The organism is Streptococcus oralis (assembly GCF_001579175.1).
Classification (GTDB): Bacteria; Bacillota; Bacilli; order Lactobacillales; family Streptococcaceae; genus Streptococcus; species Streptococcus oralis_O.
Genome location: NZ_KQ970760.1, coordinates 386,518 through 403,520 on the forward strand (window position 1 = coordinate 386,518; position 17,003 = coordinate 403,520).

Annotated in this window: 19 protein-coding genes and 1 riboswitch; of the genes, 15 read left to right on the forward strand and 4 right to left on the reverse strand. The window is 41.2% G+C overall.

Annotated features, from left to right (window positions below; all coding sequences use genetic code 11):
- Nucleotides 1–108 precede the first annotated feature (108 nt).
- A riboswitch (TPP riboswitch) is annotated at nt 109–207 on the reverse strand.
- A gap of 182 nt (nt 208–389) precedes the next feature.
- From SORDD24_RS06215 to manA, 7 genes are all read left to right on the forward strand, one after another.
- Nucleotides 390–785 (forward strand): CopY/TcrY family copper transport repressor, encoded by a 396-nt coding sequence (locus SORDD24_RS06215; protein WP_061408710.1) that lies wholly within the window; start codon nt 390–392, stop codon nt 783–785.
- A gap of 10 nt (nt 786–795) precedes the next feature.
- Nucleotides 796–1,167 carry a cupredoxin domain-containing protein gene (locus SORDD24_RS06220; RefSeq protein WP_061408712.1) on the forward strand — a complete coding sequence of 124 codons (372 nt, stop codon included), beginning with the start codon at nt 796–798 and terminating at the stop codon, nt 1,165–1,167.
- A 9-nt stretch (nt 1,168–1,176) separates the two neighbouring features.
- Nucleotides 1,177–3,399, forward strand: a complete 2,223-nt coding sequence (locus SORDD24_RS06225) for a heavy metal translocating P-type ATPase (RefSeq protein ID WP_061408715.1) — start codon at nt 1,177–1,179, stop codon at nt 3,397–3,399.
- A gap of 209 nt (nt 3,400–3,608) precedes the next feature.
- Nucleotides 3,609–5,384 (forward strand): pyruvate oxidase, encoded by a 1,776-nt coding sequence (gene spxB, locus SORDD24_RS06230; protein WP_061408718.1) that lies wholly within the window; start codon nt 3,609–3,611, stop codon nt 5,382–5,384.
- Between the two features lie 110 nt (nt 5,385–5,494).
- Complete coding sequence (locus SORDD24_RS06235) at nt 5,495–5,842, forward strand: VOC family protein (RefSeq protein WP_061408721.1); 348 nt, start codon at nt 5,495–5,497, stop codon at nt 5,840–5,842.
- Between the two features lie 217 nt (nt 5,843–6,059).
- Nucleotides 6,060–6,320, forward strand: coding sequence for a SemiSWEET family transporter (locus tag SORDD24_RS06240; RefSeq protein WP_001291473.1), 261 nt, complete (start codon nt 6,060–6,062; stop codon nt 6,318–6,320).
- A 257-nt stretch (nt 6,321–6,577) separates the two neighbouring features.
- Nucleotides 6,578–7,522, forward strand: coding sequence for a mannose-6-phosphate isomerase, class I (manA, locus tag SORDD24_RS06245; RefSeq protein ID WP_061408727.1), 945 nt, complete (start codon nt 6,578–6,580; stop codon nt 7,520–7,522).
- A 40-nt stretch (nt 7,523–7,562) separates the two neighbouring features.
- Here manA and SORDD24_RS06250 read toward each other — a convergent pair whose 3' ends face one another.
- Nucleotides 7,563–8,903, reverse strand: coding sequence for a sodium-dependent transporter (locus tag SORDD24_RS06250; protein ID WP_061408730.1), 1,341 nt, complete (start codon nt 8,901–8,903; stop codon nt 7,563–7,565).
- A gap of 250 nt (nt 8,904–9,153) precedes the next feature.
- On the opposite strand from SORDD24_RS06250, the gene SORDD24_RS06255 reads away from it, so the two are divergent.
- Nucleotides 9,154–9,894, forward strand: coding sequence for a MerR family transcriptional regulator (locus SORDD24_RS06255; protein WP_061408733.1), 741 nt, complete (start codon nt 9,154–9,156; stop codon nt 9,892–9,894).
- Nucleotides 9,895–9,922: 28 nt separating this feature from the next.
- On the opposite strand, the gene SORDD24_RS06260 is transcribed toward SORDD24_RS06255, so the two are convergent.
- From SORDD24_RS06260 to SORDD24_RS06270, 3 genes are read right to left on the reverse strand one after another with little or no spacing between them, the layout of a single operon-like run.
- A complete protein-coding gene (locus tag SORDD24_RS06260; RefSeq protein ID WP_061408736.1) occupies nt 9,923–10,378 on the reverse strand; it encodes an 8-oxo-dGTP diphosphatase in 456 nt (151 codons plus the stop codon).
- Between the two features lie 19 nt (nt 10,379–10,397).
- A complete protein-coding gene (locus tag SORDD24_RS06265; protein WP_061408739.1) occupies nt 10,398–11,573 on the reverse strand; it encodes an aminoacetone oxidase in 1,176 nt (391 codons plus the stop codon).
- A gap of 57 nt (nt 11,574–11,630) precedes the next feature.
- Nucleotides 11,631–12,476 carry a DegV family protein gene (locus tag SORDD24_RS06270; RefSeq protein ID WP_061408742.1) on the reverse strand — a complete coding sequence of 282 codons (846 nt, stop codon included), beginning with the start codon at nt 12,474–12,476 and terminating at the stop codon, nt 11,631–11,633.
- A gap of 124 nt (nt 12,477–12,600) precedes the next feature.
- On the opposite strand from SORDD24_RS06270, the gene SORDD24_RS06275 reads away from it, so the two are divergent.
- The 7 genes from SORDD24_RS06275 to SORDD24_RS06305 form a co-directional block, all read left to right on the forward strand.
- The gene (locus tag SORDD24_RS06275; protein WP_000003897.1) at nt 12,601–13,158 is read left to right on the forward strand and encodes a TetR/AcrR family transcriptional regulator; all 558 of its coding nucleotides are present in this window, start codon (nt 12,601–12,603) and stop codon (nt 13,156–13,158) included.
- A gap of 18 nt (nt 13,159–13,176) precedes the next feature.
- Complete coding sequence (locus SORDD24_RS06280) at nt 13,177–13,644, forward strand: deoxycytidylate deaminase (RefSeq protein WP_000136989.1); 468 nt, start codon at nt 13,177–13,179, stop codon at nt 13,642–13,644.
- Between the two features lie 88 nt (nt 13,645–13,732).
- A complete protein-coding gene (gene upp / locus SORDD24_RS06285; protein ID WP_061409526.1) occupies nt 13,733–14,362 on the forward strand; it encodes a uracil phosphoribosyltransferase in 630 nt (209 codons plus the stop codon).
- Between the two features lie 178 nt (nt 14,363–14,540).
- Nucleotides 14,541–15,131 carry an ATP-dependent Clp protease proteolytic subunit ClpP gene (gene clpP, locus SORDD24_RS06290; RefSeq protein ID WP_000613463.1) on the forward strand — a complete coding sequence of 197 codons (591 nt, stop codon included), beginning with the start codon at nt 14,541–14,543 and terminating at the stop codon, nt 15,129–15,131.
- Between the two features lie 78 nt (nt 15,132–15,209).
- On the forward strand, nt 15,210–15,479 hold the full coding sequence (locus SORDD24_RS06295; protein ID WP_061408745.1) for a YlbG family protein: 270 nt from the start codon (nt 15,210–15,212) through the stop codon (nt 15,477–15,479).
- Nucleotides 15,480–15,562: 83 nt separating this feature from the next.
- Complete coding sequence (locus SORDD24_RS06300; protein WP_061408748.1) at nt 15,563–16,744, forward strand: ABC transporter substrate-binding protein; 1,182 nt, start codon at nt 15,563–15,565, stop codon at nt 16,742–16,744.
- Between the two features lie 90 nt (nt 16,745–16,834).
- Nucleotides 16,835–17,003: ABC transporter permease subunit (locus tag SORDD24_RS06305; RefSeq protein WP_419579782.1), on the forward strand; the 169-nt coding region annotated here is incomplete at its 3' end.

Sequence of the window (17,003 nt, forward strand, 5' to 3'; positions counted from 1 at the left end):
TTAGAGCAACGGGTAAATAAGTCATCTAAAACCTCCCAATCAACTGAAGTTTGCATTCTTAAGAACAAGCTAGTCTGTTTCAGGAAAGCAATAGAAGACAAGTAGTCCTCATTATCATTTCCACTTCCATCAGCTAGCATTACCTAGATTGAGTCAAAGGGATCTAACAGTCGTTAATCTCAGCTTTACGCACCCCTAGTGGTTGTTTTCTTTTTTCTACAGTATAGCATATTTTTATAGTTTATATAGTAAAATTTGACTGCAAATCTCTCGTTACATGATTAGAATTCTTTTTTCAAAGAAATAAGAACATTTATAATTGACAAATGTAGATTTTGAGAGTATACTAAAAATTATAATTGACAAATGTAGATTTTGGAGGTGTACTGATGCAGATTTCAGATGCAGAATGGCAGGTTATGAAGATTGTTTGGATGCAGGGAGAACAGACCAGTAGGGATTTGATCAGGGTTCTGGCGGAGCGGTTTGACTGGTCCAAGTCTACAGTTCAAACCCTTTTGGCTAGGTTGGTTGAGAAAGAGTGTTTGACTAGAAAAAAAGAGGGCAAGTCCTTTGTTTATTCAGCCCTTTTAACTCTGGATCAAAGTCGAGACTTGCTTGTCCAAGATATCAAGGACAAGGTTTGTTCCCGTAGGATTAAGAACTTGTTGGCTGACTTGATTGTGGAATGTGATTTCACTTTGGCTGACTTGGAAGATTTGGAAGTTGTGATTTCTAAGAAAAAAGCTAGCGCAGTTGTTGAAGTAAAATGTAATTGTATGTAAAGGAGACGCCATGTTAAATAGTATTGTAACCATTATTTGTCTTGCCCTTATCGCGTTTATATTGTTTTGGTTTTTCAAAAAGCCTGAAAAATCTGGGCAAAAAGCCCAGCAAAAAAAGGGCTACCAAGAGATTCGAGTGGAAGTCAAAGGGGGCTATACGCCTGAGTTGATTATTCTTAAGAAATCAGTGCCAGCCCGTATCGTCTTTGACCGTAAGGACCCTTCACCCTGCCTAGATCAGATTGTTTTCCCAGATTTTGGAGTGCATGCGGACTTGCCTATGGGTGAAGAGTATGTAGTGGAAATCACACCTGAACAAGCTGGAGAGTATGGTTTCTCTTGTGGCATGAATATGATGCACGGTAAGATGATTGTAGAATAGGAGAATGATATGACTGAAATTGTAAAAGCAAGTCTTGAAAATGGTGTTCAAAAAATCCGTATCACAGCTGAAAAAGGCTACCATCCAGCCCATATTCAGCTTCAAAAAGGGATTCCCGCTGAAATTACCTTTCATCGTATAACTCCTTCAAACTGTTACAAGGAAATCCTTTTTGAAGAAGAAGACATCTTGGAACCAATCGGCGTAGATGAAGAGAAGACAATTCGTTTTACACCTCAAGAGTTGGGTGAGCATGAATTCTCATGTGGTATGAAGATGCAAAAGGGAAGCTACACCGTAGTTGAGAAGACTCGAAAATCTCTATCCCTCCTACAGCGTTTTTGGATTACCAGTATCTTTACTGTGCCTCTTGTGATTATCATGATTGGGATGTCGACAGGAGGAATTAGTCACCAAGTCATGCGTTGGGGCACCTTTTTAGCCACAACACCCATCATGCTAGTAGCAGGTGGTCCCTATATCCAAAGCGCTTGGGCCAGCTTTAAAAAGCACAATGCCAATATGGATAGCTTGGTTGCTTTGGGAACTCTAGTGGCCTATCTCTATAGCTTAGTTGCCCTCTTCGCTGGTCTCCCCGTTTACTTTGAAAGTGCTGGATTTATCCTCTTCTTCGTTCTTTTGGGAGCAGTTTTTGAGAAAAAAATGCGAAAAAATACTTCCCAAGCTGTGGAGAAATTACTGGACTTGCAGGCTAAAACTGCAGAAGTCTTGCGTGAGGATAACTATGTTCAAGTCCCCTTGGACCAAGTTCATGTAGGTGATCTGATTCGAGTGCGTCCCGGTGAAAAGATTGCGGTTGATGGGGTTGTAGTCGAAGGTGTGTCCAGTATTGACGAATCCATGGTGACAGGTGAGAGCCTGCCGGTGGATAAAACCGTTGGAGATACTGTCATTGGCTCCACCATCAATAACAGTGGAACGCTTGTTTTTAGGGCAGAAAAAGTTGGCTCAGAGACGGTCTTGGCGCAGATTGTGGACTTTGTGAAGAAAGCCCAGACCAGCCGAGCACCAATTCAGGATTTGACGGATAAGATTTCAGGGATTTTTGTACCAGCAGTCGTCATTTTAGCGATTCTGACTTTCTGGGTTTGGTTTGTCTTACTTGGGGCTAGCTTTGTGACTTCTCTGCTTTATGGGGTGGCAGTTTTGATTATCGCTTGTCCTTGTGCCTTGGGACTCGCAACACCAACGGCTCTCATGGTGGGAACAGGTCGCAGTGCCAAAATGGGCGTTCTCCTCAAAAATGGAACGGTTCTACAGGAAATCCAGAAAGTTCAAACTATTGTCTTTGATAAGACCGGGACTTTGACGGAAGGAAAACCAGTTGTCACTGATATTATTGGTGATGAGACAGAAGTACTTGGCTTAGCAGCTTCTTTAGAAGAAGCCTCTCAACACCCACTGGCTCAAGCTATTGTCAAAAGAGCGAGTGAAGCTGGACTTGAGATTCAAACTGTTGAAAATTTCCAAGCCTTGCACGGAAAAGGTGTCTCAGGGCAAATCAATGGGAAACAAGTCTTGCTTGGAAATGCTAAAATGCTGGATGGGATGAACATTTCAAGCACTTATCAGGAAAAACTAGAAGAACTAGAAAAAGAAGCTAAGACAGTTGTGTTCTTGGCTATCGACAATGAAATTAAAGGCTTGCTTGCACTACAAGATATTCCTAAGGAAAATGCTAAACTTGCCATCAGTCAGTTGAAAAAACGAGGTCTTAAAACAGTCATGCTGACAGGGGATAATGCTGGCGTGGCGCGTGCCATTGCAGATAAGATTGGCATTGAAGAGGTCATTGCAGGTGTATTGCCAGAAGAAAAAGCCCATGAAATCCATAAACTGCAACAAGCTGGCAAAGTAGCCTTTGTTGGTGATGGTATCAATGACGCTCCTGCCCTCAGTGTAGCGGATGTGGGAATTGCTATGGGAGCTGGAACAGATATTGCCATCGAGTCAGCAGATTTGGTGTTGACAACTAATAACCTCCTAGGAGTGGTTCGTGCCTTTGACATGAGTAAGAAAACCTTTAATCGAATTCTGCTCAATCTTTTCTGGGCCTTTATCTACAATGTTATCGGAATTCCGATTGCAGCAGGAGTCTTTTCAGGAATTGGTCTGGTGCTCAACCCAGAACTGGCTGGTCTAGCCATGGCTTTTAGTTCTGTATCTGTTTTGATTAGTTCACTCATGCTAAACTTTAGTAAAATAGACTAAAAGCGAGCTTGCTCGCTTTTTATTATAAAACAGTTCTGAAAAACGCTTTCAAACTGTACTGTAATAGAGAATAAAAACTTCTGAGCACATTTTTAGGAGACAAAAAACAATTATGGTAAAGTAGTAGAGTAAAAATTTGCTGAAACGTTTCCAATTAGTATATGAAAACGGATGAATCAAATTTTAAAAATATTTGAAGGAGAGTTATAATGACTCAAGGGAAAATTACTGCATCAGCAGCAATGCTCAACGTATTGAAAACATGGGGTGTAGATACAATCTACGGTATCCCATCAGGAACACTCAGCTCATTGATGGACGCTTTGGCTGAAGACAAAGATATCCGCTTCTTGCAAGTTCGCCACGAAGAAACAGGTGCTCTTGCTGCGGTTATGCAAGCTAAATTCGGTGGCTCAATCGGGGTTGCGGTAGGTTCAGGTGGTCCAGGTGCGACTCACTTGATTAACGGTGTTTACGATGCAGCTATGGACAACACTCCATTCCTTGCTATCCTTGGATCACGTCCAGTTAACGAACTCAACATGGATGCCTTCCAAGAGCTTAACCAAAACCCAATGTACCACGGAGTAGCTGTCTACAACAAACGTGTAGCTTACGCTGAACAATTGCCAAAAGTTATTGACGAAGCTTGCCGTGCTGCAGTTTCTAAAAAAGGTCCAGCTGTTGTTGAAATCCCAGTAAACTTCGGTTTCCAAGAAATCGATGAAAACTCATACTACGGTTCAGGTTCATACGAGCGTTCATTCATCGCTCCTGCATTGAACGAAGTTGAAATCAACAAAGCTGTTGAAATCTTGAACAAAGCTGAACGTCCAGTTATCTATGCTGGTTACGGTGGTGTAAAAGCTGGTGAAGTGATTACTGAATTGTCACGTAAAATCAAAGCACCAATCATCACAACTGGTAAAAACTTTGAAGCTTTCGAATGGAACTACGAAGGGTTGACAGGTTCTGCTTACCGTGTTGGTTGGAAACCAGCCAACGAAGTTGTCTTCGAAGCAGACACAGTTCTTTTCCTTGGTTCAAACTTCCCGTTTGCTGAAGTTTACGAAGCCTTCAAGAACACTGAAAAATTCATCCAAGTCGATATCGACCCATACAAACTTGGTAAACGTCATGCCCTTGACGCTTCTATCCTTGGTGATGCAGGTCAAGCAGCGAAAGCAATCCTTGACAAAGTCAACCCAGTTGAATCTACTCCATGGTGGCGTGCAAACGTTAAGAACAACCAAAACTGGCGTGATTACATGAACAAACTCGAAGGTAAAACTGAGGGTGAATTGCAATTGTACCAAGTTTACAATGCTATCAATAAACATGCTGATCAAGATGCTATCTACTCAATCGACGTAGGTGACACTACTCAAACATCTACTCGTCACCTTCATATGACACCTAAGAACATGTGGCGTACATCTCCACTCTTTGCGACAATGGGTATTGCCCTTCCTGGTGGTATCGCTGCTAAGAAAGACAATCCAGATCGCCAAGTATGGAACATCATGGGTGACGGTGCATTCAACATGTGCTACCCAGATGTTATCACAAACGTTCAATACGACCTTCCAGTTATCAACGTTGTCTTCTCAAATGGTAAATATGCCTTCATCAAGGACAAATACGAAGACACAAACAAACACTTGTTTGGTTGTGACTTCCCTAATGCTGACTATGCGAAAATCGCTGAAGCTCAAGGAGCTGTTGGATTTACAGTTGACCGTATCGAAGACATCGATGCAGTTGTTGCAGAAGCTGTTAAATTGAACAAAGAAGGTAAAACTGTTGTTATCGATGCTCACATCACTCAACACCGTCCACTTCCAGTAGAAGTACTTGAATTGGATCCAAAACTTCACTCAGAAGAAGCAATCAAAGCCTTCAAGGAAAAATACGAAGCAGAAGAACTCGTACCATTCCGCCTCTTCTTGGAAGAAGAAGGATTGCAATCACGCGCAATTAAATAATTCTTCTCGTCGAAAATCAAATGTAAACTTTGTAGATTTTATTCTTTGATTTTCATAGAGCGGAACTTAAAAAGATCGGAGCAATCCGGTCTTTTTCTGGAGGATAACAAATGAATTTAAATCAATTAGATATTATTGTTTCAGATGTTCCCCAAGTCTGTGCTGACTTGGAGCGGCTTTTGGATAAAAAGTCCGATTATGTTGATGACAGTTTTGCTCAGTTTACGATTGGCAGTCATTGTCTTATGTTGTCAGAGAATCATTTGATTCCTTTGAATAATTTTCAGTCAGGAATCATTCTTCACATCGAGGTTGAGGATCTAAATCAGAATTACCAACGATTGAAAGAGCTTGGTACCGAGATTTTATACGGTCCTTCTGAAACGGATTGGGGAACAGAGTCCTTATTAGTTAGAGGACCTGCTGGTCTAGTGATTGATTTTTATCGAATGAAATAGGACGATTAGTCATTTGAAGTAAACCTTAATCATTCTTAAAACAGAATGTGAGAATAGGAACTATTGAAAGATCGGAGCAATCCGGTCTTTTTCTGTTTCCTCTTTCTTATCACAAGATTGTGATAGTTTACATCTTCATAACAAAAGCTTCAAAGTCTTGATTGTTTTGAAAAAAGATTATAAAATATGATTTATAAAAATGAAAGAGGTTCTGAAAATATCTGAAAAACAAATGAAAATTTTGGGTTGGGTAGCGACCTTTATGTCCGTTATGATGTACGTGTCTTACTTCCCACAAATTATGAACAACCTGGCTGGTCAAAAAGGGAACTTTATCCAGCCCTTGGTTGCAGCCATCAACTGTAGTCTCTGGGTTTACTACGGTCTTTTCAAAAAGGAAAGAGATATTCCACTTGCAGCTGCCAATGCACCGGGTATCGTTTTTGGTCTAGTAACGGCTATTACGGCATTGATTTAAAAGGAAGACTGGTTTCAGTCTTTTTTTGTACATAAAAATAGATTCTCAAGTAAAAAAAGTCTAATGAGAGTTGAGGAAAACAGCAGTTGACTGCTTGCTTTCTGAGTGCTGCTTTAGGGTTTCCTCCATCAAGTAAAAGATTATTTCGTTACTATTTTTACAAAATCTTCTCCCTACTTTATAAGATAGGAAAAAGAGTTCAATTCGAACTCTTTTTTTGCTATAATGAGGGGAGAAAAATCAGACAGGAGATCGACATGTCAGAACCATTATTTTTACAATCAGTTATGCAAGAAAAAATCTGGGGTGGGACCAAGCTACGTGATGAGTTTGGTTACGACATTCCAAGTGAAAAAATTGGCGAATACTGGGCTATTTCAGCCCACCCAAATGGGGTTTCAAAGGTAGCCAATGGTCGCTACGAGGGAACAGACCTTGCTACTTTGTATGCGGAACACCGTGAATTGTTTGGCAACCGTCCAGAGCCTGTATTTCCGCTTTTAACTAAAATTCTCGATGCCAACGACTGGCTCAGTGTCCAAGTTCACCCAGACGATGCTTATGGATTAGAACATGAAGGCGAGCTCGGAAAAACAGAATGCTGGTATATCATCGCTGCAGATGAAGGATCAGAGATTATCTATGGCCACAATGCCAAGTCAAAAGAAGAACTCCGTCAGCAAATCGAAGCTAAAGACTGGGATGGTCTATTAACAAAAGTCCCTGTTAAGGCTGGAGATTTCTTCTATGTACCAAGCGGAACCATGCATGCTATCGGGGCGGGAATATTGATTCTTGAAACCCAGCAGTCTAGCGATACAACCTATCGTGTCTATGACTTTGACCGCAAGGATGATAATGGTAACTTGCGTGAACTTCACCTTGAAAAATCCATCGATGTCTTGAACATTGGTGAACCCGCAAATAGCCGTCCTGTAACTGTCAAAGCTGATGATTTGTGTTCAACTCTCCTTGTATCCAATGATTTCTTCGCCGTTTACAAGTGGGAAATCACTGGAAAAGTTGATTTTGAAAAGACAGCTGACTACAGCTTATTGAGTGTCTTGGATGGCCAAGGGAAACTGATTGTAGATGGAAAAGATTATCCAATCCAAAAAGGCAGCCACTTTATCCTACCAAGTGATGTTGAAGCTTGGACCTTGGAAGGGCAAGATTTGGAATTGATTGTGAGCCATCCATAAAAAAGAAAGGGCCTGAGTTCACTACTCAAGTCCTTTTTGATTACATAAATTGGGCGATAAAAACCACAATGATGATGATAGGAATGACGAAACGAAGAAGGAAGAGCCAGACTTGGAAAAGTCCCTGTTTCCAAGCTCTTTCATCGAGATGGAGTTCCTCCATGGCAAGGGCCTTTTTGAAGATGTAGCCTGTAAAGAGAGAAAGGCAGAGGGCTCCAAATGACATGAGGAGATTGGAAACCAAGAAATCCATGGCGTCAAAGAAGGTTTTACCAAAAATGTGAACATCCGCCATAACTCCGTAAGATAGGGCTGAAGGAATTCCAAAAACAAAGGTCAAGATTCCTAAAATGGCACTCCACTTAGCTCGCTTGCTGTTGTCCTGATTGGTGACATTGCCCACATTGATTTCCAGCATGACTACAGAAGAAGTGACCGTCGCAAAGAGGAAGAGCAAGAGGAAAAGGATGTAGAAAATGGTTCCAAAGGGCATCTTGTCAAAGAGTTGAGGCAAGACGATAAAGAGCAGGCTAGGTCCCCCTTCAGACTGGATATTGAAGGCTGACATGGCTGGGAAAATGGCTAGACCTGCCATGATGGATACCGAGATGTTCATGGCTACGATGGAGATTCCTGATTGGACCAGATTGGTTTTCTTATCCAAGTAGGATGCATAGGTCAGCATGGCTGTGACCCCTAATGAAAGGGCAAAGAAAGATTGTCCCAGGGCATAAAGGAAGCCAGCACTAGTTAATTTTGAGAAGTCTGGTTTGAGGAAGTAGAGAACGCCTTCCATGGCATTTGGCAAGCTGAGAGAGCGCCCAATAATCACGACAAAGATGATAAAGAGCAGGGGCATCATGACTTTTGAAGCTCTTTCAATCCCTTTTTGAACCCCACGTGATACAATAAAGATATTCAACAAAATAAAGGCTGCTTGAGCCCCTAGGGCAATGGCTGGATTTGAAATGATTGAAGTAAATAACTGAACATAATCACCCGTTCCACCAAGTTGGAACAATTTCCCAAACTCAATACCTAGATAGACTAGAATCCATCCTCCAATAACACTGTAAAAAGAGAGAAGGATAAAAAGGGCAAAGGCACCAATCCAACCGATAAAGTTGTACTTGTTATTCTTGCCAAGTTTTCCAAAGGTTTTGATAGCCGAAACACCAGCGCTACGGCCAAGGGCAAACTCAGCAAGCAGGAGAGGAAAACCGATTAAAATGGTAGAAATGAGAAAGACTAGTAAAAAGCCGCCGCCACCATTAGCAGCAGTCATGTAGGGAAACTTCCAAACGGCACCAAGCCCGATGGCTGAGCCAGCAGATGCTAGAATAAAGCCCAGTTTCGAACCCCATTGCGATTTTTCTGACATAGTTAAACTCCAATCTCGTTTTTAAAATAAGAAAAGGCTACTTGAGTTGTCAAATAGCCTTCTCTCAATGGCTCTTTAGGAGCCTTCTGTTTGATTGATAGACTTGACTATCCTATCATGTTTTCCAATGTCTGTCAAGAAAACCATTTTCAAGTTTTCACACCTTTCTCAAAAAGTTAAAAATGTTTCGCAAAAACACTTGACTCTGACCTAAGGGGAGGGGTTATACTATCATTGTAAGGAGGAAATCATGTACCATATAAAAGAAGCTGCGCAGCTTTCAGGTGTCTCTGTCAAGACCCTGCACCACTATGACAAGATAGGACTCTTGGTTCCCTTAAAGTCGGAAAACGGCTATCGAACTTACAGTCAAGAGGATTTGGAACGCCTTCAGGTCATTCTTTACTACAAATATCTAGGCTTTTCTTTAGAAACAATAGCAGAGCTGTTAAAGGAAGAAAGGACAGATTTATTGCCCCATTTGACCAGACAGTTGGACTATCTAACTCGAGAAAGGCAACATCTGGATACCTTGATTTCCACCTTGCAAAAAACCATTCAAGAACAAAAAGGAGAAAGAAAAATGACCATTGAGGAAAAATTCACTGGATTTAGCTATCAAGACAATCAAAAATACCACCAAGAAGCGGTAGAGAAGTATGGACAAGAAGTCATGGATCAAGCCCTCGAACGCCAAAAAGGTCGTGAAGATGAGTCTACGGCCGCCTTTAACCAAGTCTTTCAAACTTTGGCGCAAAATCTTCAAGCTGGTTTACCTGCAACAGCAACTGAAAACCAAGAGCAAGCAGCCAATCTCTTGCAAGCCATTCGTACTTATGGATTTGACTGCTCTATTGAAGTCTTCGGACATATCGGTAAAGGATATGTCTACAACCCAGAGTTTAAGGAAAATATTGATAAATTTGGACCTGGAACAGCCCAGTACACATCAGATGCCATTGCTGCTTACGTTCGGACAAATGCAGAATAAATAGGCTAGGAATTTCCTAGCCTATTTTTTACTTCAAATCATAAAGCCAGTCGTCACCGTCTTTGTAGTAAAAGAATTCACTGAGATCCTCCTCTACAAATACACGAAGCACATCTGACATATCATCGGTGGCAAGTTTTAGTTGAGAGAGATTTTTATAATCTTCCCACCATACCTTTCCTTCGTCTGAAGACTGGAGTTCACCAGTAAAGTGTTCTGTCTTGTAAAAAAGGACGACATATCGATAATCCTTGTCATCGTACCAGTTTTTGATACCACAGAGTTGGGGTTTGGAAATAGTCAGACCAGTTTCTTCTTTCACTTCACGAATGACAGCATCGACAAAGGATTCGCCACGTTCAACATGCCCGCCAGGAAAAGTAATTCCAGGCCAGTCAGGACTAACTCGGTCTTGGACAAGAACCTTGTCTCCGTTTTGAATCATGCACATGTTGACAAATTCGACTGTTTCTCTTCTGTTCATTTTTCACAACCTTTGATTTTTAATCATAATGCAAACTTCCTGCCACCCAACCGGTACAGAGGGCAGAAGTGATGTTAAAGCCACCTGTGTGGGCATTGATATCCAGGACCTCGCCAGCAAAGTGGAGACCAGGAACGAGCTTACTTTCCAGAGTTTTGGGATTGATTTCCTTAAGACTGACGCCTCCTTTGGTGACAAAGGACTTAGCCAATGACATTTTACCAGTGACAGGAATTTTGAGAGCCTTGATAGATTGGACAAGCTGGTCACGTTCTTTTTCAGTTAGCTGTTTGACTTTGTCAGGATATTCTTTAACAAAAAATTCTGCTAGACGTTCCGGAAGCAAGGTTTTCAAAGCATTTTTCAAGGATTTTTCCCGATTTTCTTCTAGAAATGCCACCAAGTCCTTCTCAGAAAGTTGAGGTAAAACATCGAGTGAGAGAACTTCTCCGCCCTTGACAAAGCTAGACATACGTAGGGCAGCAGGGCCTGACAGACCAAAATGGGTAAAGAGTAAATCATGAGTGATGACATGCTTGCCATAGCTTAAGGTCACATCATCCAGTGAAATTCCCTGCAAGTCCTTATGTGGAAAATCTGTCAATAAAGGACTTTCAGCGGCTTCAAGCTCTGTAATGGTGTGCTTAAAATGACGGGCAATCTCGTGACCAAAACCAGTCGAACCAGTCGAAGGATAAGATTTGCCACCAGTTGTGACAATGAGTTTACCACAAGTGAAGGTTTGGTCTGCGGAGTTAAGGACAAACTGGTCGTCTATCTTTTTAACTGAAACAATTTCAGTTTGAGTGAGAACTTGTCCTCCTAGCTCAGCGATTTTCTTTTCCAGTGCATCAATAATAGTCCGAGATTTGTCGCTGGCAGGAAAGACGCGACCGTGGTCTTCAACCTTAAGTTTAACACCGTTTTCCGTGAAAAAGTTGATGATATCATGGTTGTCAAACTGGGAAAAGACACTGTATAGAAAGCGTCCATTTCCAGGGATCCCAGCAAGTAGATCGTCCAAACTTCCATTGTTGGTTACATTGCAACGACCACCGCCTGTTCCAGCTAATTTTTTTCCGAGTTTCCGATTTTTTTCGATGAGAAGGGTTTTCTGACCATAAAAGCTACTGGAAATCGTAGCCATCATACCAGCAGGCCCTCCACCGATGACAATAGTATCAAAATGTTTCATAGCTCTATTGTACCACAAAAAACAAGAGATGCTTGGCATCTCTTGTTGCTTATAATCTTAGTTGATTTCATATCCCATCAACAAACCGCCATCTTCTGCATAAAAACTGCAGAGACCAGACGTTGGGATAATTTTGATATCCGCTTGTGGGAAGTTTTCCAGCAAGCGTTCTGACAATTGCTGACAGAATTTTTCATTGCTGCGATGAGCCATGACGATACGGCCACCAGAATAGCCAGCCTTGATGAGTTCTTCATAGGCTGCTTGAAGGGATTTTTTTGGTCCACGAGCCTTTTGGAGCAGTTCTAGGGTTCCAGTATTACTCGCTTCTCCGACCATACGGATGTTGAGAAGGCCAACAACTGTACCGATAAGCTTGCTTAAACGACCATTCTTTACCAAGTTATCGACCTTAGCGAGGACAAAGAGCAACTTGGTTTTTTCTTGGTAGGCTGTGATAGCTTCAACAATCTCCTCATAAGAAAGTCCTTGATCAATCAATTCATTGATTTTTTCGACAATCAAGTCAACTTCCCCACCTGCAGATAAACTATCGATGACATGAATCTGAGTGTCAGGATGTTCTTCAAGGTAGATATTCTTAGCAAGCTGCGCACTATTATGACTGCCAGAAAGAGCACCAGTGATAGTAACGACAAAGATATGCTTGGCACCTTCGAATGTACGCAAGTAATCATCAGGACTAGGACAAGCAGATTTTGAAGCCTCAGAAGTCGCATACATGGTTTCCATCATGTGGTCAATGTTAAGATTGGCATCATCGATAAAGACCTGATCAGCAACTTGAATGGTTAAAGGAACACTCACAAATTCAGTATCGATAGCAAGAGTAGGCAGTTGACGATAATCACAACCAGAGTCAGCTACAATCTTCCAAGTCATAGAAATTCTCCATCTTTGTCACTTATACATTGACAAAGGTTCTGTCTTTTTTTACAATTATATCATGAAAGCCCTTGAAACAAAAGTACCACCTCTCTGTTGTCACAAGTAGAAAGAAATTGTTATGTCTGAACGTAAAATATCTGAAAAATCTCTTGAAAATCTCAGAAAATCAAATCAAGAATCCAATTTCTTGACCAGAGAAGCGATAGAAACAGCTCTTTTGCAACTTCTGGAGAAAAAAGACTTGGCTAAGATTAGTATTTCAGAGCTGGTCAAGCGGGCGGGTGTCTCTCGCGCTGCCTTCTATCGCAATTATGATTCCAAAGAAGAGATTTTGGAAAGCGTCTTTAAACGCAGTGTCCATAACATCATGGAACAGCTCAGCCATTACGATGTCAAAACAGACCTTTATCTAGTCTGGGTGCACCTTTTCCGCGCAGCTAAGAAAGAAGCTAAGGTTATCCAACTTGCTCTGGACTACCATTTGGAAAAGATTTTTGTCCAAGCTATGCAGGAATTTTTGGAAAAATACCACGGAAAATCAAAAGGCGTCAGCAGCTACCTTCATTCCTTTTGGAGTTCTGCCATCGTATCGGTTTTGCTCAAATGGATCAAGGATGGCATGAAGGTTCCAGCAGAAAAGATTGCGGATTTACGCTTGCCATTTTTCAAAAAATAGTGGAAAAGGAGAAGACTTATGACAGAAAAAAGACTGGCTTGGGATGAGTACTTTGCGGCTCAAGCCTTACTGATTGCCAATCGTTCTACATGTAAACGCGCCAAAGTAGGAGCTGTCCTCGTTAAGGATAATAAGGTCATTTCAACAGGCTACAATGGTTCTGTATCAGGAACGGAGCACTGTATTGACCACGAATGTCTAGTTATTGAAGGACACTGTGTCCGAACCCTTCACGCTGAGGTCAATGCTATTCTCCAGGGGGCTGAACGAGGGGTTCCTAGAGGATTTACCGCCTATGTGACCCATTTCCCTTGTCTGAACTGTACAAAACAACTCTTACAAGTCGGTTGCAAACGTGTAGTCTATATCAACCAGTACCGAATGGATGACTATGCCAAATACCTCTATCAAGAAAAAGGTACCGAGTTGACCCATTTACCATTAGAGACTGTTCAGACAGCTCTTCAAGAGGCAGATTTGATTTAAAAATTAATTAAAATAAATGGTTTAGAAAGCTTTTTAAACCGTTTTTTGATATAATAAGAAGAATAAATTGAAAGAAGGAACTCAGAAAATGGGAAAAATTGAAGTCATTAATCATCCACTCATTCAGCACAAATTGTCTATCTTGCGTCGTACAGACACTTCCACAAAAGCTTTCCGTGAGCTAGTAGATGAGATCGCAATGTTGATGGGATATGAAGTACTTCGTGATCTTCCACTTGAAGACGTTGAAATCGAAACACCTATCACAAAGACCGTTCAAAAACAATTGGCTGGTAAAAAATTGGCGATTGTCCCAATCTTGCGTGCAGGTATCGGGATGGTAGATGGCCTCTTGAGCTTGGTTCCGGCAGCCAAAGTTGGTCATATAGGTATGTACCGTGATGAAGAAACCCTTCAACCAGTTGAATACTTGGTGAAATTGCCTGAGGACATTGACCAACGTCAAATCTTTGTAGTGGACCCAATGTTGGCAACGGGTGGTTCAGCTATCTTGGCTGTTGACTCCCTTAAAAAACGTGGGGCATCAAACATCAAGTTTGTCTGCCTTGTAGCTGCTCCAGAAGGAATGAAAGCTCTTCAAGAAGCTCACCCAGATGTAGAAATCTTTACAGCAGCTCTGGATGAACGTTTGAACGAACATGGCTATATTGTCCCTGGTCTCGGAGATGCTGGAGACCGCTTGTTCGGTACCAAATAAGACTCTGACAGAGTTTCGAAGATGAAATTAGAGGATGTCTCTAATTTTGTGATGAGGTTGAATTTTTGGTTCTGTCGATAGTATAGAGCAAAAATTTGACCTTTTTTGACCAAGATATTATAATAGTCATAACTTCAGTCATGTGACTAACAAAAATAAAAGTTAAAAGGAGAAATGAATGATTCCTGTAGTTATTGAACAAACAAGCCGTGGAGAACGTTCCTATGATATTTACTCCCGTCTTTTGAAAGACCGCATCATCATGCTAACAGGTCCAGTCGAAGACAATATGGCCAACTCAGTTATTGCCCAGTTGCTCTTCTTGGATGCCCAAGACAGTACAAAAGATATTTACCTTTATGTCAACACACCTGGAGGTTCTGTTTCAGCTGGTTTGGCAATCGTTGATACTATGAATTTTATCAAGGCAGATGTCCAAACCATCGTGATGGGAATGGCTGCATCTATGGGGACTGTTATTGCATCAAGTGGAGCAAAAGGCAAACGCTTCATGCTTCCAAATGCAGAGTACATGATTCACCAACCAATGGGTGGAACCGGTGGTGGTACCCAACAAACAGATATGGCAATCGCTGCAGAACACTTGCTTAAAACCCGTAAGACATTGGAAAAAATCCTTGCAGATAACTCTGGTAAATCAGTTGAGCAAATTCATGCAGATGCAGAACGTGATTACTGGATGAGTGCCCAAGAAACACTTGAATATGGCTTTATCGATGAAATCATGGCCAATAATTCTTTGAACTAATAATGCATGAAAGCAAACTCGACGGAGTTTGCTTTTTTTGATATAATAGGATAAGATTTCTTAGAAAGAGGCTTCCTCATGTTTGAAAAAACAAATCGATCAGGATTAATCATCTATCTCTACTATAATAGAGATGCGAAAAAACTACAGGAATATGGAGACATTCTCTATCATTCTAAAAAGCATCGCTACCTACAACTTTATGTTCCGACTGAGAATCTAGAAAGCTTGGTTGAGAAATTAGCTAAGGAACGATTTATCAAAAAGGTAAGGCCTTGTCATATTCAAGAGTTAGAGACTCCCTTTGTTGGCAATCTCTATCGTAACGAAGAAAACGCAATCATTTAATAGAATGCGTTTTTTATGTTGACAATTTTCAGATAATTCTGTATATTAGTAAGTATTACATTATTCGCAATAAGGAGACGATTATGATAAAAAAACTTGCTCTAGGGGCTTTTTCTTTGCTCTGCCTGATGAGCTTGGCAGCATGTGGCCAGTCGCCTGATGTTACTGCCAATGCCAAAGGAAACAAAATAGGAGAAGAGACCATCAAAATTGGTGTTAACATGGAGCTTTCAGGGGCAGTAGCAGCTTATGGTACTGCTGAGTACAATGGAATTAAGCTTGCCGTTAAGGAGATCAATTCCAATGGCGGTGTTGATGGCAAGATGATTGAACTAGTTGCCAAGGATAACAAATCTGAAATCGCTGAAGCTTCCACTACAGCTACAAACCTTGCTGTTCAAAGTCAAGTAACGACCATTATTGGACCAGCTACTTCAGGTGCAACTGCCGCTTCCAGTCTAGAATCTCAAAAAACAGGGGTTCCTCTTTTAACACCTTCTGGAACACAAGATGACTTAACAGTCAATAAAGATGGTTCAACGAAAGAGTTTGTCTTTAGAACAACATTTAAAGATAGCTTCCAAGGTCAAGTATTGGCCCAGTTTGCAGCTGAAAATATGAATGCGAAGAAGGTTGTCCTCTATTATGATAACTCTTCAGACTATGCTCAAGGAATCGTGGCAGAATTCAAACGCAAATACAAAGGGGAAATTGTTGCTGAATCGACCTTTATCGCAGGAGATAAAGACTACAAAGCAGCCTTGACTCGTTTCAAAGACTTGGACTTCGATGCCATTGTTATGCCTGGTTACTATACGGAGACAGGTATCATTACAAAGCAAGCGCGTGAGATGGGCATCAATAAACCGATTCTTGGACCAGATGGATTTAGTGATGAAACATTCGTGAAATTGTCTGATAAGAAAAATGCGACAGATGTTTACTTTGTATCAGGCTACTCATCAAAAGTAAACCTAAATGATAAAGCTGCAGCCTTTATCGAGAACTATAAGAAAGAATACAATGACGTTCCTAATATGTTTGCAGCCCTTGCCTATGACTCTGTTTATATGGTGGCAGAGGCTTCTAAGGGAGCTTCAGATTCTACAGAGGTTGCCAAAAATCTCGGGAATTTGAAAAACTTTGAAGGGGTCACCGGTGTAATGTCCATTGATGGGCAACACAATCCAATCAAGTCAGCCCTTATGGTTCGTCTTGAAAATGGTGCTGAGGAATCAGCTACACCAGTTGAGGTGAAAGACTAGATTCGAGGGAGATTCTATTATTCATCCTCTTCATTGATATAAGAGAATGACTAGAAATTATAGAAAGTTTGGTAGTATATGTCAAATCAGATTTTACATCAGCTTGTAAATGCCTTGGTATCGGGGAGCATCTTTGCTCTCCTTGCTTTAGGATATACCATGGTTTACGGGATTATTAAATTAATTAACTTTGCGCATGGGGATATCTTCATGCTGGGAGCTTTCATGGGGTATTTCCTCCTTAACAATTTTAATATTG

What these genes read in the sequence shown, in the direction of transcription:
- SORDD24_RS06215 (WP_061408710.1), top strand. Translation starts at nt 390, where the DNA reads ATGCAGATTTCAGATGCAGAATGGCAGGTTATGAAGATTGTTTGGATG.
- SORDD24_RS06220 (WP_061408712.1), top strand. Translation starts at nt 796, where the DNA reads ATGTTAAATAGTATTGTAACCATTATTTGTCTTGCCCTTATCGCGTTT.
- SORDD24_RS06225 (WP_061408715.1), top strand. Translation starts at nt 1,177, where the DNA reads ATGACTGAAATTGTAAAAGCAAGTCTTGAAAATGGTGTTCAAAAAATC.
- spxB (WP_061408718.1), top strand. Translation starts at nt 3,609, where the DNA reads ATGACTCAAGGGAAAATTACTGCATCAGCAGCAATGCTCAACGTATTG.
- SORDD24_RS06235 (WP_061408721.1), top strand. Translation starts at nt 5,495, where the DNA reads ATGAATTTAAATCAATTAGATATTATTGTTTCAGATGTTCCCCAAGTC.
- manA (WP_061408727.1), top strand. Translation starts at nt 6,578, where the DNA reads ATGTCAGAACCATTATTTTTACAATCAGTTATGCAAGAAAAAATCTGG.
- SORDD24_RS06250 (WP_061408730.1), bottom strand. Translation starts at nt 8,903, where the DNA reads ATGTCAGAAAAATCGCAATGGGGTTCGAAACTGGGCTTTATTCTAGCA.
- SORDD24_RS06255 (WP_061408733.1), top strand. Translation starts at nt 9,154, where the DNA reads ATGTACCATATAAAAGAAGCTGCGCAGCTTTCAGGTGTCTCTGTCAAG.
- SORDD24_RS06260 (WP_061408736.1), bottom strand. Translation starts at nt 10,378, where the DNA reads ATGAACAGAAGAGAAACAGTCGAATTTGTCAACATGTGCATGATTCAA.
- SORDD24_RS06265 (WP_061408739.1), bottom strand. Translation starts at nt 11,573, where the DNA reads ATGAAACATTTTGATACTATTGTCATCGGTGGAGGGCCTGCTGGTATG.
- SORDD24_RS06270 (WP_061408742.1), bottom strand. Translation starts at nt 12,476, where the DNA reads ATGACTTGGAAGATTGTAGCTGACTCTGGTTGTGATTATCGTCAACTG.
- SORDD24_RS06275 (WP_000003897.1), top strand. Translation starts at nt 12,601, where the DNA reads ATGTCTGAACGTAAAATATCTGAAAAATCTCTTGAAAATCTCAGAAAA.
- SORDD24_RS06280 (WP_000136989.1), top strand. Translation starts at nt 13,177, where the DNA reads ATGACAGAAAAAAGACTGGCTTGGGATGAGTACTTTGCGGCTCAAGCC.
- upp (WP_061409526.1), top strand. Translation starts at nt 13,733, where the DNA reads ATGGGAAAAATTGAAGTCATTAATCATCCACTCATTCAGCACAAATTG.
- clpP (WP_000613463.1), top strand. Translation starts at nt 14,541, where the DNA reads ATGATTCCTGTAGTTATTGAACAAACAAGCCGTGGAGAACGTTCCTAT.
- SORDD24_RS06295 (WP_061408745.1), top strand. Translation starts at nt 15,210, where the DNA reads ATGTTTGAAAAAACAAATCGATCAGGATTAATCATCTATCTCTACTAT.
- SORDD24_RS06300 (WP_061408748.1), top strand. Translation starts at nt 15,563, where the DNA reads ATGATAAAAAAACTTGCTCTAGGGGCTTTTTCTTTGCTCTGCCTGATG.